The organism is Burkholderia sp. BCC0398, assembly GCF_902833245.1.
Taxonomy (GTDB): domain Bacteria; phylum Pseudomonadota; class Gammaproteobacteria; order Burkholderiales; family Burkholderiaceae; genus Burkholderia; species Burkholderia sola.
Window position 1 is genome coordinate 86,182 of sequence record NZ_CADFEM010000004.1, and the last position, 14,663, is coordinate 100,844.

Consider the following 14,663-nt stretch of genomic DNA (forward strand, 5'->3'; position numbering starts at 1 on the left):
CGCGCTAGCTTCACGATTCCAGCGCGATCCGCACGGCCAGCCCGGCCAGCACCGTGCCCATCAGCCAGCGCTGAACCGCCGCCCAGCGCGGCCGTCCCGCGAGAAAACCCGCGATCGAACCGGCCGCGCACGCGATCAGCGCGTTGACGCTGACGCTCACCGCGATCTGCACGCAGCCGAGCGCCAGCGATTGCGCGAGCACGCTGCCGTGCCCCCGCACGATGAACTGCGGCAGCAACGACAGATACATCACCGCGATCTTCGGGTTCGCGAGGTTCGTGACGAAACCCATGATGAACAGCCTGACGCGACTGTCGTGCGGCAACTGCCGGACCTGGAACGCGGAGCGCCCGCCCGGCTTCAGCGCCTGCCATGCGAGGTAGGCCAGATACAGCGCGCCGGCCGCGCGCAGCGCATCGTACGCATACGGCACGGTCATCAGCAGCGCGGCGATGCCCACTGCCGCGCACACCATGTAGAACACGAATCCCAGCGCGACACCGCCGAGCGAGACCAGCCCGGCGCGGCGGCCCTGGCAGATCGAGCGCGACACCAGATAGATCATGTTCGGTCCGGGCGTCAGCGCCATGCCGAGCGACACGAGTCCGAACGCAAACAGGATGGGCAGGGCCGGCACGGCACACTCCTTCGGGATCGATGACGAGGTAGGAACAATGTATTGCATCCCGGCCATCGTCAGCATGAATAAACTGCACGTCGCCCATGAGCGCCGTTCATCGCGTTCGCCGCTCGCTATTTGCCCTTTTTCGCGCGCGTCCGGATCGTCTTTTCGGCCTTCGGACGCTGCGCGTCGACGAGCCGCACGAACTCATCGGCAACCGCATTGCCGGCGGTATTCCACGCCAGTCGCACGGAGCGATGCAGCCGTGGCGACAGCGCCAGCACGCGGCCGCCGAACGGCGTGTACGTGAGCGTGATGCGCGGCACGATCGACACGCCCATGCCGGCCTCCGCCATCGACAGGATCGTGCGCATCTCGACGACGTTGAACGCGGCCCGAAGCGGCACGCCGCCGCGCGCGAAGTAATCCGCGATCACCGGCCCGCACCCCGCCTTCGAGAAAATGAACGGCGCCGCGGCCAGTTGCCTGGCCGACACGCTCTTGCGGCTCGCGAACAGATCGTCTGCCGCGACCGCGACGAAATCCTCGTCGAGCAGCGGCAGGTGGTGCGCGAACGTCTTCGTGCCGGCCACCACGCCGACGTCGGCCGTCCCGTCGTCGATCCACCCTTCGACTTCGCTATCCGTACCTTCGAGCAGCACCGCCGATACGCCCGGGTGCATGTCCTTCAACGCCTCGAGCGCGGGCACGACGAACGCCAGCGACACGCTGGGCAGCGATGCGACCACCAGTTTCCCTTCGAGCTTGCCGCGCGACAGGCTGAACTGCTGGCGCAGCAACTGCGCTTCCCGCACCACGCTCTGGACATACGGCCACAGGCGTTCGCCGGCCGCCGTCAGGACGACCGGTTGCCGGTCGCGCCAGAGCAGCTTGACCTGCGTGATGTCCTCCAGCTCCGTCAGTGCGTGGCTGATCGCGGATTGACTGCGGCTGAGCCGGTCTGCCGCGGCCGTCAGCGAGCCGAGTTCGACCACGGCGGCCAGGGCCTGCAACTGGGCAAGCGTCATCGGATTTCCTTTCGTTCGGGGATATGCACGCCGCGCATCAGGCGGCCAGTTCTGTTGAATTATATTGAACCGGTTCGACGGTCATGCGTGGGGCGCGAGCGGGATCGCGCACGGGTTCCGAAAGCTGCGACGCGCCTGTACCGCGGGCCGTCGACCGCCCAGCGCGTCATCCGTCCGGCGCCACGCCCTGCTCCATTCCCGAAGACGCGTTAGACTATTCGGATGGAACAATGTCGTTATTGCCAGAGAATCCGCGATGAATGGGATTGCCACGGCGACGAATGCCGCCGCGCAATCGCGAAGGCGCTGCGCCGACAGCGCGCGGGCCTGCCGATGGTGCCCGATCGCATCCGCAACGAGTTGCCGTCCGGCGCGCCGACCCAGCAGGTAATCGCCGTCCTGTCGCGCCAGCGCCTGCGCGCGCGCCGCGGTAACGAGGAACGTCGCGAGCGCAAGGAAATCGACGACGACGGGGTCTGATCCGGCAGCGCTGTCGCCCTGCGGTTCCACCGTGAGGTCTTCGCCCCGTCGTTTACCGTCCGGCGCGGGCCCCAGCCGCCGCCCCCACTTCTCCCGCGATTGCTTGCCATCCTCGCAATACAGCATGGGGACGGATCGCGTTTGCGTCGAATTATTACCCGTAAAGCAACGATCTTTCGCTGAAAGTCACGTTTACCCTAGGTGAGCCGACGCCTACGATGTAATCAACCGCTGACGACATGGTGTCGAACGCGGAAAGCCAATAAACATCGGAGGTCATCATGAAATCGCTCGTTTCCGCAGTCGTTGCCGCCGTCGCCCTGTCCGCCTCGTTCGGCGCATTCGCGCAAAGCACCGTGACCCGCGCCCAAGTGCGCAACGAACTGGTCCAGCTCGAAAAGGCCGGCTACAAGCCCAGCCAGGCGAGCCCGCACTACCCGGCCGACCTCGAGGCCGCGCAAGCCCGCGTGCAGGGCATCGACAACAGCGGCTTCGGTGCGCAACCGGCCGCGACCGTCGAAGGCGGCGCACCGGTCGGCCGCGCACACAGCCCGCGCGACTCGGTCTACTTCGGCCACTAAGCGTGCCGCTGCGCGCCTTGCGCGTGCAGCCCGCACCCATGGCGAGCCCGTCCCGCGACGGGCTCGTCGCGTTTTGCCCCGCCGTCAGCCGCTGCTGCTCGATGCGGCACGGTCGGTCCCGTCGGGCACGCCGCCGCGGACCAGATCCTGATAGCGCACGCACACGCACTGCGTGGAGGCCTTCGCCGCGTACATCGCCGCGTCGGCCTTGACGAGCAGCTCCTCGGCCGATGCGCCGTCCGCGGGAAACTCGCTGACGCCGATGCTCGCGCCGACGGCCATGCGCCCTTCGTCGAACTCCAGCTCCTCGGCCATCACGATCTGGATGCGCGTCGCGACATCGCCGATCACCGCCGGTGAACGCACGTCCGAAATCAGCACGATGAATTCGTCGCCGCCGAGCCGTGCAGCCATGTCGTCGCCGCGCAGCACCTGGCTCAACCGCTTCGCGACCGCGACGAGCGTGCGATCGCCGGCCGAGTGGCCGTGCTGGTCGTTGATCTGCTTGAAGCGATCGAGATCGACGAACATCACCGCCAGCCCCTCGCGCGCCGCGGCCGCATGCCGGATCGCCGCATCGAGATGCTCCATGAACAGCAGGCGGTTCGGCAGGCCGGTCAGCGGGTCGTGACCGGCGAGATGCGTGAGCTCCTGCTGCTTCGCGCGCAGCATCGCCATTTGCGTGCGGATCTCGACGCGCATGCTGTCGAAACAACGCGCGAGCACGCCAATCTCGTCGGCCCGCGCGACCGGCAGCCGTTCGGCAGCCGAATCGTCGAACACGTGCGTCGCCGCGCGCGCGAGCGCCTGCAGCGGCCGCGTGATCGCACGCGCGAACAGGATCGCGAGAATCACCGCCAGCACGCTCGACACGAGCACCATCCTGACGATCCGTTCGCCCAGCATGCCGTCCGGCGCGAGCACGTCGGCCAGCGGGCGCGCCATCCCGAGCACGACGAAGCGGCTGCCCTCGTCGTGCCCGAACGGCGTGCGCACGAACGCGAACATCTGGCCCGGCGCCTGATCGGGCTGCGCGAGTCCATTGAGCGTCACGTTCGTGCGCCCGCCGTCGAACAGCGCGCGCGTGACGGCAAAACGGTCCTGCATCAGCACGCGCCGGCCGCGATCGAAACCGAACGCCTGTTCCGGATCGGGATGCACGAGAAAATCACCCCACTCGTTCGCGAGATAGACCGCATAGTCGTCCGGCAGATCGCGTTCGATCCGGTCGAACACCCGGGAAAGTTCGACATCGACGACGAGCGCGCCGACCGTCTGGCCCGACGCGTCGACCACCGGCGTCCCGACGCGCAGGATCGGCAGCCCTTGCGCCGCATGAGATCCCGTCTCGTGATTGATCACGATCGGCGACAGGTAGATATGACCGGGCGCCGTCGCGAGCGTATCGAATACGTAGGAGAACTGCCCTTTCTCCTGAAACGCGCTTTCGGGCAGCACGACGATGCCGCGCGCATCGCGATCCACGTGAATGCGTTCGATCCCGAAATGCCCGCTTGCGATCAGGCGGATCTGCAGGTATTCCGCATGATTTCTCATGAAACTGTAATACACCTGCTCGAGCCGCATGCGTCGCGCGTTGTCCGCATTGTCGCCGCCCGCGACGGCCGCGGACGACGGCAACTGCGCGAGCACGAGCGCGTCGTCCGCAACGTCGGCGAGCGCGGTCGTGAAGCGCTGCCCGAGCAGTTGCGTCGACATCAGCAGACTGTGCTGCGCTTCCTGCACGAGCATCGCGCGGTTGGCGCGATACGCGTAGTAGCCGGTCGTGCCCGACGCGATCACGCCGATGCACGCGAACAGCACCGACAGCTTCGACGTGAGCCCGAGCCGGATCATTTTGCGAACCGCTCCGGCCGATCGCCCGACACGATGCGGCTCCACAGCGACTCGCGGCGCGCGATGTCCTCCACGGGCTGAAGCCACACGAGATGCTGGCGCCCGGTATCCAGGCCGCGCGGCTCGAGCGTGTTCGCGAGCCCCTGACGCTCGGTCAGCAGCGTGCCGATCGCCGGTTCGAGCATGTAGTTGATCCACGCGAAGGCAAGCTCCGGCCGTCGCGCGCCTCGCGTGACGGCCCAGCAATCGAGCCACGCGAGCGCGCCTTCGTCCGGGATCACGTAGCCGACGTCCGCGCCGGCGCGACGCAACTGCTCGACCTGCTGCGTGCCGTAGTTGCCGAACATCAGCGCCGCGCGATGCTGGATGAACAGCGCGGTCGCTTCCTCGGGAAGCGTGTAGTACGTCAGCAGGTTGCGGCGCAAGTCGATCAGCTTGCGGGCCACGGCAAGCGTCTGCGCGGGCGACAGGCGGAACGGATCGGGATAGCCGAGCGCCAGCGCCGTGAACGAGAAATTGTGCTGCGCGCTGTTGAAGTCGAGCACCTTGCCGCGATAGCGCGGGTTCCACAACTCGCGCATCGAGCGCGGCGCGGCCGGCACCTGCTTGCGGTCGTAGATCAGCCCCATCGACGAATACGTGAACGGGATCGCGTAGGACGCGCCGTCCTGCACGAGGCCGCCGATCGTCGCGAGCTGCTGGAAATTCGGCAATTGCCGCCGCCGGTTCGGGATATGCGTCAGGTCGATCGGCGCGAGCAGGCGTTCATGCGCATAGCGCTGGATCTCGGCCGTGTTCGCGGCCAGCACGTCGTATGGCGGCGGCGACGCGCTGTGCATCCGCGTCCACAGCGCTTCGTCGGAATCGACCAGCGTCACTTCGACACGCACATGAAACTGCGTCTCGAATGCGCTGACGATATCGCTATCCGCGTAACCGGGCCAGGCCAGCACGCGCAGCACGTTGTCGTTGACGGTTTCGGGAGAGACGGCGAAGGCCGGCAGAGCGGGCGCGAGCCAGCCCAGCATCGATATGACGAGCAGCATGCGCACGGCGCCGCGGGCGCGCGCGCATGCGCCGATTCCCCTGATCAATCGGACCCCGCGTGAATCGCCCGCCTGCATCCGACTGTCCTTTTTTGAGTCGATGCGATATCCCGCAACGAGACCATAAAACGCAGGGTCACGCAATCGGAACAAGCCGCACATCGCGCATATTCGCGGGCCTCACGGCCGAACGTCCCCCAATTACAGGGGCCCGTGTGGGGGTCGCGCCGACGCCCGCGCACGTCGCATCGCGCGGCGGCATCCGGAACTGCGCGGGCAATTTCGCGGGCATCTTCATCACGACCTTCACCGACGTGATGCTGTCGATCGCGACAGGCTCGTTCGTGGCGCCGCTCGCGGTGGCCGGCGGGCTGTGCGTCGTCGTGGTCGGCAAGGTCGAGCCGGTGCCGCCGCCGCCGCGCGGCAGCGGCGGGCCGATTGCCGAGCCGAACGCGGCCTGACGCAGCGGGACGGCGCGGCCGACACACCCGCGCCTTTCCTTTTCAGGCCGCGCATCGGACAATGTGCCGCGCCCGCCGGCGCGGCGCCGCTCCGGCCCGCGCACGGCGACGACGCGCTCCGCCCACGCCGATGAAACGCTACGAAACCCTCGCCCATACGATCGCCGACGACATCCGCAACGGCAACCTTGCAGTCGGCACGCGCCTGCCGTCGCTGCGGCAGATCATCGCGCAGCATGGCGTCAGCCAGTCGACGGTGTTTCGCGCGTACTACCTGCTCGAACAGTGGGGACTGATCCGCGCGCGCGAACGCTCGGGCTACTACGTCGCGCCGGGCGCCCAGCCGGCCGCGAGCCCGACGACGAAACGCCGCGCGAGCCGCGCCGGCGTCACGCGCAAGGTCGACATCAGCTGCCTCGTGTTCTCCGTGCTCGATGCGGCCACGCAGCCCGGCATCGTGCCGCTCGGCTCCGCATTCCCGGCGCCGCAGCTGTTTCCGCTGCCGCGCCTGGCGAAGTCGCTCGCGCAGGCCACGCGGCTCGTGAGCCCGTGGAGCACGGTCGTCGACCTGCCGCCCGGCAACGAGGCGCTGCGCCAGCAGATCGCGCGGCGCTATCTCGCGACCGGCATCTCGCAACCGATCGACGAAATCGTCGTCACGAACGGCGCGCTCGAAGCACTGAACCTGTGCCTGATGGCGGTGACGCGCCCCGGCGACGTCGTCGCCGTCGAAGCACCGGGCTTCTATGCGGCGCTGCAGGCGATCGAGCGGCTCGACCTGCGCGCGGTCGAGATTCCCGTCGATCCGCGCACGGGCCTCGATCTCGATGCGCTCGCGAACGCGCTCGACCGGCACGACATCCGCGCGTGCTGGTTCATGACCAATTTCCAGAACCCGACCGGCGTCACGCTGACCGCCGAAAAAAAGCGCGCGCTCGTCGAATTGCTCGCGGCGCGCAACGTGCCGCTGATCGAGGACGACGTGTACGGCGAACTGCATTTCGGCCCGGACTATCCGCTGCCCGCCCGCGCGTTCGACCGTCATGGCCTCGTGATGCACTGCAGTTCGTTCTCGAAAACGCTCGCGCCCGGCTACCGGATCGGCTGGGCCGCCGCGGGCCGGTTCGCGGAGAAGGTGCAGCGGCTCAAGCTGATGACGACGCTGTCGGCCAGCATTCCCGCGCAGGCCGGCATCGCGAACTATCTGGAGCACGGCGGCTACGACCGGCACCTGCGCAAGCTGCGCGGCGCGCTGCACACGCAGCTCGACCGGATGGACGACGCGCTGCGGCGCTGGCTGCCGGCCGGCGTCGAATGGGTGCGGCCCGACGGCGGGTATTTCCTGTGGCTCGCGTTTCCCGACGCGATCGACGCGATGGAGCTGCATCGCCAGGCGATCGCACGCGGTATCAGCTTCGCACCGGGCCCGCTGTTTTCGGCCGCGCACGGCTTCGAGCGCTGCGTGCGCGTGAATTTCGGCCATCCGTGGAGCCGCGACATCGAGCGCGCGATCCGCGTGCTCGGCGAACTGGTCGCGCAGCCGTCGGTCCGCAAGGCAGGCTGATCGCGCAACGCGCGCTGCGCCGGCCGCGTCACGGCCATGCAGACGATCCGTACGCGGGTTACATTGCAGGTCCCGCCGCCCTTTCCCGATTGCCCATGAGCCAATTGCCTTACCTCGATCACGACGCGCTGCTGAAACTGACGGCCGAAGCGGCGCACGTCACGCTGCCGTGCACGTGCACGAAGACCTCGCTCGCCGGCTGGACGACCCTGCCGCTGTCGCTGCCGGACACCCAACTGATCGAAGTGGCCACGCTCATCCCGCCGGGCGAACCCGAGCCGACCTACGCGGAATATCATCCGGCCGGCACGCGCTACGCGTCGGACGACGCGCCGATCGCGCCGCGCCATTTCCCGTACAACCGCTGCGCCGTCAGCCGCTGTCGCGCGTGCGGCCGCCTGTTCCTGCGCTACCAGGAAGGCGGCGGCTACTTCATCGACCAGCGCATTCGCGCGCTCGATCCGGCGCTCGTCGTCGACGCGTGACCTCGGCCACGGGCATGCGCGCATGCCCGGCCCACGCCGGCGCCCCGCCGGCCATCTGCTGCGCCTTTTTCGTTCCGATCTGCTGCTTGTCGCGCCGCATCGCGTTCCCTACGCTGTCTTCCGTTGCCTGACATCCGTCGCAACGCCTTCCCGCGCCGCGCGCCATTCGCCGTGGCGCCTCTCGCGTATCACGTCATGTATCGATATACCGATTTCGACCGGGCGCTCGTGCACAGCCGCGCCGCCCAGTTCCGCGACCAGCTCGAACGCTGGCAGCAAGGCACGCTCGGCGAAGACGCGTTCCGGCCGCTGCGCCTGCAGAACGGCTGGTACGTGCAGCGCCACGCGCCGATGCTGCGCGTCGCGGTGCCGTACGGCGAGTTGTCGAGCGCGCAGCTTCGCATGCTCGCGCGGATCGCGCGCGACTACGACGTACCCGACGACGCCACCTACCGCGCCGCGTGCGACGCCCAGGCGTTGCTCGGCACGTTACGCCTGCCGACCCGCAGCGCGCACTTCACGACGCGCACCAACGTGCAGTTCAACTGGATTCCGCTTGCGAAGGCGGCCGACGTGATGGACCTGCTCGCGACCGTCGACATGCACGGCATCCAGACGAGCGGCAATTGCATCCGCAACATTTCGTGCGACGAACGCGCGGGCGTCGCGCCGGACGAGATCGCCGATCCGCGCCCGTTCGCAGAAGTGATGCGCCAGTGGACGACGCTGCATCCGGAATTCGCGTTCCTGCCGCGCAAGTTCAAGATCGCGATCACGGGCGCGACCGAAGACCGCGCGGCGACCGACTGGCACGACGTCGGGCTGAAGCTCGTGCGCGACGACGCGGGCGCGCTCGGCTTTCGCGTGAGCGTGGGCGGCGGGATGGGCCGCACGCCGACGATCGCGATGCTGCTGCGCGCGTTCCTGCCGTGGGAGCACGTGATGAACTACATCGAGGCGATCGTCCGCGTGTACAACCGCTACGGGCGGCGCGACAACAAGTACAAGGCGCGGATCAAGATCCTCGTGAAGACCGAAGGGCAACGCTACATCGACGACGTCGAGGAAGAGTTCCGCCAGATCGTCGTCCACGACGGCGGCCCGCACACGATCCCGCAGGCCGAATTCGATCGCGTCGCCGCGTCGTTCGTCCCGCCGCGGTTGAAGCCGCGCACGCTCGACCTCGCGGACGCCAACGCGCGCGTGTCCGCGCAGGCGAGCCGTCATCCGGCGTTCGCGCGCTGGCTCGCCCGCAATGTCGCCGATCATCGCGACCCGGCACTGCGCATCGTCACGCTGTCGTTCAAGCGCCGCCTGCAGGCGCCCGGCGACGCGTCGCCGGACCAGCTCGATGCGCTCGCCGATCTCGCCGACCGCTTCTCGGCCGGCGAGGCGCGCGTCACGCACACGCAGAACGTCGTGCTGCCGTGGGTACACGTCGACGACCTGTTCCTGCTGTGGGAAAACGCCCGCGCGATCGGGCTCGCGAGCGCGAATGTCGGGCTGCTGACCGACATGATCGCGTGTCCGGGCGGCGATTTCTGCGCGCTCGCGAACGCCCGCTCGATTCCGGTCGCCGACGCGATCGCCGAGCGCTTCGACGATCTCGACCTGCTGCACGACATCGGCGACATCGACCTGCACATCAGCGGCTGCATCAACTCGTGCGGCCATCATCACAGCGGCCACCTCGGCATCCTCGGCGTCGACAAGGACGGCGCGGAGTGGTACCAGGTCACGCTCGGCGGGTCGGACGGCTCGATCGCAAGCGGCCCCGCGCGGCCGGGCAAGGTGATCGGCCCGTCGTTTTCGGCGGACGAGATCGTCGACGTCGTCGACGCGATCGTCAACGCGTATCTCGACGCGCGCGTCGACGCGAACGGCCGCTGCGAACGATTCATCGACACGGTGCGCCGCGTCGGAACGGAGCCGTTCAAGGCCGCCGCGAACGCCGCGCGTCATCAGGAAGAACCCGTATGAACCACGAGATCGCGAACGCAAACGAACGCATCCGGCTGCTGACGCCGGCCGACCATGCCGACGATACAGAGCAGCACGGCGCGACGACGCTGACGATCGGCAACGACGAGGCACTGCCGCCGCTCGCCGCGCGCATCGCGCAGGCCGAGCGCATCGACCTGCAGTTTCCGTCGTTCACCGACGGCCGCGCATACAGCCAGGCCTACCTGCTGCGCAAGCGCTACGGCTTCGCCGGCGACCTGCGCGCAACCGGCGACGTCCTGGTCGACCAGTTGCTGCTGATGGAACGCACGGGGTTTTCGAGCGCGGTGCTCGGCGACGACACCGACCTCACGGCCGCACGGCGGCAGCTCGACCGGTTTCCGGGCTTCTATCAGCGCGATGCGAGAACGACGATGCCGCCGCAGGACGCGGCAGCGCAGCCCGGAAAATGAAACGGGCGGCTCGCTGGCCGCCCGTACGATGAACCGGAAGCAAAACCGGCCGGCGCCCGCCGTCACGCGGGCGCCGCCGGCGTTCAGCGCGCCGCCGCCGGCTTGCCGAACCCGCCGAGGATCTTCTTCTCGAGCGCGATGTAATCGCGGCCGAAGTGGTGATCGCCCTGCGTCTTGATCACGTCGGCACCCGTGTTCGCGAGCGCCGGGCACATCGTGTCCGTCTCTTCCGCGCCATAGAAGCACTGCACGAGCGCCGGCGGCACCTTCGCGATTTCCGGCGCAACCTTCAGCGCCTTGTCGCTCGCGGGCATGCCGAGCCAGCCGGTCACGCGGATCTGGAAATCGGCCGACGGCGCGAAGCCGAGCAGCGACATCACCACGACCTTGTCGCGCAGGTCGGCGGGCAGCCGGTTGTACGCGAACGGCATCACGTCGGCACCGAACGAATAGCCGACCAGCGCCACGCGGTTCGCATGCCAGCGTGCCGTGTAGGTGCGCATCACGCGGGCCAGATCGCGGCTCACCTGCGCGGGCGGCTTTTCGCTCCAGAAGTAACGCAGCGCGTCGATGCCGACCACCGACACGCCGTCGCGCTGCAGCGCCTCGGCGATCGTCTTGTCGAGATCGCGCCAGCCGCCGTCGCCCGAGATCACGATCGCGAGCCGGTCGCTGCCGCCCTTGGCGGGCAGTTCGACGAGCGGCAGGTCCGACACGTCGAGTTCGTCGCTGCTGCTGGTGTCGCGCAGGTGCGACGTGACGAGCGATACGAGCTTCGCGGTGTCGCCCGCGGCAGCCGTTTCGACGAAACCCGGCATCGCGCGGCGCACGATCGTCGAATCGGGCGGGCACGGCTTGAAGCGCGGATCGAGCTTCGCGGCCGGACCGACCGCGACGACGCCGGCGATCGTGTTCTCCGGCGCCATCGACAGGATCTGCTTCGCGATCGCGCCGCCCTGGCCCACGCCCGCGACGATCGGCGTGAAATAGCGCGACGACTGCGCAAGCCGTTCGAGTTGATGGCTGACCGCCTCGGCGTCGCCGTCGAGGTGGTGGCAGGCCTCCTGCTTCGCGGCGAGATTCGCCGCGTAACGCCCGGAATCGACGCCGACCGTCATCGCGCCGGCTTTCGCGAGCGCGTCGGCCGCCTGCTGATCGGCGGCATGCCAGCCGGCCTCACGCGAGAACAGCACGACGAAACCGCGCAGCGGCCCGCTCGGCCGGGTCACGGTCACGGGCCCGTAGCGGCCGCCGGAGACGGTTTCGGCTTTCACTGCGGCCGGCTGCGCGGCGCACGCGGCGCCGGCCAGCATCATTCCCGCGCAGGCGGCTGCCGCCCGCGCGATTAACTTCTTCGACATCATGAACGCCGACCTCCAGCCAGCAATGACAGATCCGCGAGCGTGACGAACACGCCGACCGAGCCCGAGGCCGCGAGATAACGCGGCTCCCAGTGCGGTTCGAACTTGCTCTTGAAAGCGCGCAAGCCGCGGAAGTTGTAGAAGCGGCCGCCGAAGCGCCAGACCATCAGGCCGAGCCGGTGAAACGGCGACGGCATCTTCGCCGCCCCCATCCCCGAGAACGGCGCGATGCCCAGGCTCAGCTTGCGGAACCCCGCTTCCTTCAGGTGCAGCGCGAGCTGCGTAAACAGATACTCCATCGCGTACGGCGATGCGTCGGGCAGATGGCGCATCACGCCGACCGTCGCCTCGGTGTTGAGGTCGGTCGTCATGAACGTGACGAACGCGATCGGCTTGTCGGCCTGACGCACCAGCATCACCGACTGCGTCGACAGATAGCCGTCGTGGAACGCGGCCACCGAGAAGCTCTTCTCGCGCGCATCGCGGCTGTCGAGCCAGCCGTCGGAGATGTCGCGCAGCGCCGGCAGCGCGGCCGGCACGTCGCCCGGCGCGATCACCTCGACCGTCAGCGCATCCTTGTCGCCGCGGCGCAGCGCGTAGCGCAGGTGCGACCGGTTCGATCCCTTCAGGTCGAACTGGTCGAGCGCGATATGCGCTTCCTCGCCGAGCTTCATCAGCGTGAGCCCCGCGTCGAGATACAGCGGCAACGCGTTCGCGCGCACCTGGTAGAACGCCGCGCGGCCGCTGTGCGCGTGTGCGAGCGCGATGAACTTGCTGATCAGCGCCGGCCACTCTTCACGCGGGCCGACCGGGTCGTGCAGCGCGGCCCACGTGCGGCCGTTCTTCGCGTACATCAGGAACGCGCGACGCGATTCGGAAAACAGGAACGACTTGTCGCCCATCAGCGCGAGGCCCGCGTCGCTGCACTCCTGCGCGCGAATGATCTGCTCCGCGTCGATCAGGTCCTGCTCCGCGGGTTTCACGAAACGCCCGGGTGCCGGGCGCAGCAGTTGCCACAGCGCGAACAGCGCGACGAACACGCCGGACGCGAGCGTCGCGCGCAGCGCCCGCGGCGCGCGCGCATCGAACGAGAAATGCGACCACAGATCGCGCGTGTACGGCACGTCGCGAAACGCGAAGAACAGCACCCACACGGCCAGCATCAGCACCATCGCCACCGACACGAACCAGCTCACCGTGAAGCGCTCGGCGAGCAGCGACGAATGACGGTTGAACCGGCGACGGCTGACGAGCAGCAGCACGAGCAGCGTGCCGAGGACGCCGGCCTCGACGAACGCGAGGCCCTTGGCCAGCGACAGCGCGAGGCTCGCGAGCGTCAACGCGAAGGTCATCCACCACGCGCCGTCGAGCCGGCGCAGCAGCCCGCGCGCGACGAACAGCAGCGCGACGCCGAGCACGCTGCAGATCACCTGCGAGCCTTCGAGCACCCACAGCGGCACGATGTGGCGCAGGATCGCGATCCGGTGCCAGAACGCGGGCGTCGCGCTCGAGATCACCAGCATCCCGCCGACCGCGAACGTCACGAGGCTCAGGAACACCGGCGCGAGCTGCGACACGCGCACGGCCTGCCGCGTCACGAGCCGGCGCCGCAGCGCGCGGCCCTCGAAACCGGCCAGCAGGCCGGCCGACAGCACGAGCGGCACGCCGAAGTAGATCGCGCGATACGCGATCAACGCGGCGACCATCGCGTGCGCGGGCACTTCGCGACCGAGCGTGAAGACCATCGCCGCCTCGAACACGCCGATCCCGCCCGGCGTATGGCCGATCATCCCGAGCAGCAACGCGGCCGCGTAAACGGTAATGAAGGTCGGGAAGCCGACGGGCGCCGCCGGCAGCAGCACCCACAGCGTGAGGCCTGCGGCAACGACGTCGAGCACCGCGTAGACGACCTGCGCGACGAGATCGCGCCGCGCCGGCACGTCGAACGACAGCCATTTGAAGCGCGTGACGACCGGGCGTGCGGTGTTGCCGCACAGCACGACCAGCGCGGCGAGCGCGACGAGCAACGCGGCGCCCGTCCACGTGAGCACGCCGGGCGCGACGTGCAGCATCGCGGCGAGCGCCTCCGGCACGCAGACCATGCCGACCGCCGTCATCAGCACCATCGCGAGCGCCAGCGTGCCGCTCGTGAACACCGTCATCCGGCCGATCTGGGCGGGCGTGACGCCCGACACGCCGTACACGCGGGCGCGCACCGCACCGCCCGTCAGCGCGCCGAAGCCGGTCGCGTTGCCGAGCGCGGAACCGGCGATCGCGCCGATCCACAACGCGACGCGCGGCACCTTGGCCGCGACATAGCGCAGGCCAACGGCATCGCGGGCGACGAGCGCGAGGTAGCTGAGGGCCGTCGCGGCGAGCGACGCGCCCCACTCGCCGACGGACATGTGACGCAACTGGCGGATCACCGAGCGGTAGTCGACGGATTCCGACAGATGCTGGAAAACCACGATCAGCAGCAGGCCGATGCCGAGCGCGAGCAGCGGCGACAGCACGCGCTCGTGGCGGATCAGCGCCCGGGCACGGGCGATCACCGCCTCGGCACGGCCGGGCGAACCAGGGTGGCGGGAAGACATAACGTGTTCAGTGGTGGTGCATAGCGTGTCGCGGCGCGGGTTGGCCGGGCGGCGACCTGTCTGGTTGTTCTGCATGGGCGGCCGGCCGAAGACGAGCGTGGCGCCTGGATCAGAACTTACGAGTATACGGAACTTATATTACAGAATCTTTCACGTCGCCTTTGTGCGGA

The 14,663-nt window shown here is 68.6% G+C and carries 12 protein-coding genes and 1 pseudogene; 7 read left to right on the forward strand and 6 right to left on the reverse strand.

Translation table 11 applies throughout. The features are described from left to right. Nucleotides 1-10: 10 nt before the first annotated feature. The gene (locus tag HWX76_RS09720; RefSeq protein WP_124640309.1) at nucleotides 11-637 is read right to left on the reverse strand and encodes a LysE family translocator; all 627 of its coding nucleotides are present in this window, start codon (nucleotides 635-637) and stop codon (nucleotides 11-13) included. Nucleotides 638-753: 116 nt separating this feature from the next. Continuing rightward, complete coding sequence (locus HWX76_RS09725; protein WP_050012712.1) at nucleotides 754-1,650, reverse strand: LysR family transcriptional regulator; 897 nt, start codon at nucleotides 1,648-1,650, stop codon at nucleotides 754-756. Between the two features lie 222 nt (nucleotides 1,651-1,872). Between HWX76_RS09725 and HWX76_RS09730 the strand changes: the two genes are divergently transcribed. Together HWX76_RS09730 and HWX76_RS09735 are read left to right on the forward strand one after the other, a co-directional pair. Further along, entirely contained in the window at nucleotides 1,873-2,130 is a 258-nt protein-coding gene (locus tag HWX76_RS09730) for a hypothetical protein (RefSeq protein ID WP_006478949.1), read from the forward strand. Between the two features lie 281 nt (nucleotides 2,131-2,411). Then, nucleotides 2,412-2,711, forward strand: coding sequence for a DUF4148 domain-containing protein (locus tag HWX76_RS09735; RefSeq protein ID WP_050012713.1), 300 nt, complete (start codon nucleotides 2,412-2,414; stop codon nucleotides 2,709-2,711). Nucleotides 2,712-2,795: 84 nt separating this feature from the next. Here HWX76_RS09735 and HWX76_RS09740 read toward each other — a convergent pair whose 3' ends face one another. Together HWX76_RS09740 and HWX76_RS09745 are read right to left on the reverse strand one after the other, a co-directional pair. After that, nucleotides 2,796-4,568 carry a GGDEF domain-containing protein gene (locus HWX76_RS09740; protein ID WP_176015741.1) on the reverse strand — a complete coding sequence of 591 codons (1,773 nt, stop codon included), beginning with the start codon at nucleotides 4,566-4,568 and terminating at the stop codon, nucleotides 2,796-2,798. Continuing rightward, nucleotides 4,565-5,692 (reverse strand): extracellular solute-binding protein, encoded by a 1,128-nt coding sequence (locus HWX76_RS09745; RefSeq protein ID WP_050012715.1) that lies wholly within the window; start codon nucleotides 5,690-5,692, stop codon nucleotides 4,565-4,567. Before HWX76_RS09745 ends, HWX76_RS09740 begins: the two co-directional genes overlap by 4 nt. Before the next feature lie 137 nt (nucleotides 5,693-5,829). On the opposite strand from HWX76_RS09745, the pseudogene HWX76_RS09750 reads away from it, so the two are divergent. From HWX76_RS09750 to HWX76_RS09770, 5 genes and pseudogenes are all read left to right on the forward strand, one after another. Next, nucleotides 5,830-6,075, forward strand: a pseudogene (locus HWX76_RS09750) (MFS transporter); the annotation flags it as partial. 130 nt (nucleotides 6,076-6,205) lie between these two features. Further along, on the forward strand, nucleotides 6,206-7,639 hold the full coding sequence (locus tag HWX76_RS09755; RefSeq protein ID WP_176015742.1) for a PLP-dependent aminotransferase family protein: 1,434 nt from the start codon (nucleotides 6,206-6,208) through the stop codon (nucleotides 7,637-7,639). A 95-nt stretch (nucleotides 7,640-7,734) separates the two neighbouring features. Further along, nucleotides 7,735-8,124, forward strand: a complete 390-nt coding sequence (locus HWX76_RS09760; RefSeq protein WP_050012718.1) for a hypothetical protein — start codon at nucleotides 7,735-7,737, stop codon at nucleotides 8,122-8,124. A gap of 195 nt (nucleotides 8,125-8,319) precedes the next feature. Beyond that, the gene (locus HWX76_RS09765) at nucleotides 8,320-10,104 is read left to right on the forward strand and encodes a nitrite/sulfite reductase (protein ID WP_050012719.1); all 1,785 of its coding nucleotides are present in this window, start codon (nucleotides 8,320-8,322) and stop codon (nucleotides 10,102-10,104) included. Continuing rightward, nucleotides 10,101-10,538 carry a DUF934 domain-containing protein gene (locus tag HWX76_RS09770; RefSeq protein ID WP_050012721.1) on the forward strand — a complete coding sequence of 146 codons (438 nt, stop codon included), beginning with the start codon at nucleotides 10,101-10,103 and terminating at the stop codon, nucleotides 10,536-10,538. Before HWX76_RS09765 ends, HWX76_RS09770 begins: the two co-directional genes overlap by 4 nt. An 83-nt stretch (nucleotides 10,539-10,621) precedes the next feature. Here HWX76_RS09770 and HWX76_RS09775 read toward each other — a convergent pair whose 3' ends face one another. After that, the gene (locus HWX76_RS09775) at nucleotides 10,622-11,902 is read right to left on the reverse strand and encodes a virulence factor family protein (RefSeq protein WP_176015743.1); all 1,281 of its coding nucleotides are present in this window, start codon (nucleotides 11,900-11,902) and stop codon (nucleotides 10,622-10,624) included. Continuing rightward, nucleotides 11,899-14,493, reverse strand: coding sequence for a bifunctional lysylphosphatidylglycerol flippase/synthetase MprF (gene mprF, locus HWX76_RS09780; RefSeq protein WP_050012723.1), 2,595 nt, complete (start codon nucleotides 14,491-14,493; stop codon nucleotides 11,899-11,901). Before mprF ends, HWX76_RS09775 begins: the two co-directional genes overlap by 4 nt. Between the last annotated feature and the right edge of the window lie 170 nt (nucleotides 14,494-14,663).

Coding starts and splice junctions, on each gene's coding strand:
- HWX76_RS09725 (WP_050012712.1), bottom strand. CDS start 1,650: ATGACGCTTGCCCAGTTGCAGGCCCTGGCCGCCGTGGTCGAACTCGGC.
- HWX76_RS09730 (WP_006478949.1), top strand. CDS start 1,873: ATGGAACAATGTCGTTATTGCCAGAGAATCCGCGATGAATGGGATTGC.
- HWX76_RS09735 (WP_050012713.1), top strand. CDS start 2,412: ATGAAATCGCTCGTTTCCGCAGTCGTTGCCGCCGTCGCCCTGTCCGCC.
- HWX76_RS09740 (WP_176015741.1), bottom strand. CDS start 4,568: ATGATCCGGCTCGGGCTCACGTCGAAGCTGTCGGTGCTGTTCGCGTGC.
- HWX76_RS09745 (WP_050012715.1), bottom strand. CDS start 5,692: ATGCAGGCGGGCGATTCACGCGGGGTCCGATTGATCAGGGGAATCGGC.
- HWX76_RS09755 (WP_176015742.1), top strand. CDS start 6,206: ATGAAACGCTACGAAACCCTCGCCCATACGATCGCCGACGACATCCGC.
- HWX76_RS09760 (WP_050012718.1), top strand. CDS start 7,735: ATGAGCCAATTGCCTTACCTCGATCACGACGCGCTGCTGAAACTGACG.
- HWX76_RS09765 (WP_050012719.1), top strand. CDS start 8,320: ATGTATCGATATACCGATTTCGACCGGGCGCTCGTGCACAGCCGCGCC.
- HWX76_RS09770 (WP_050012721.1), top strand. CDS start 10,101: ATGAACCACGAGATCGCGAACGCAAACGAACGCATCCGGCTGCTGACG.
- HWX76_RS09775 (WP_176015743.1), bottom strand. CDS start 11,902: ATGATGTCGAAGAAGTTAATCGCGCGGGCGGCAGCCGCCTGCGCGGGA.
- mprF (WP_050012723.1), bottom strand. CDS start 14,493: ATGTCTTCCCGCCACCCTGGTTCGCCCGGCCGTGCCGAGGCGGTGATC.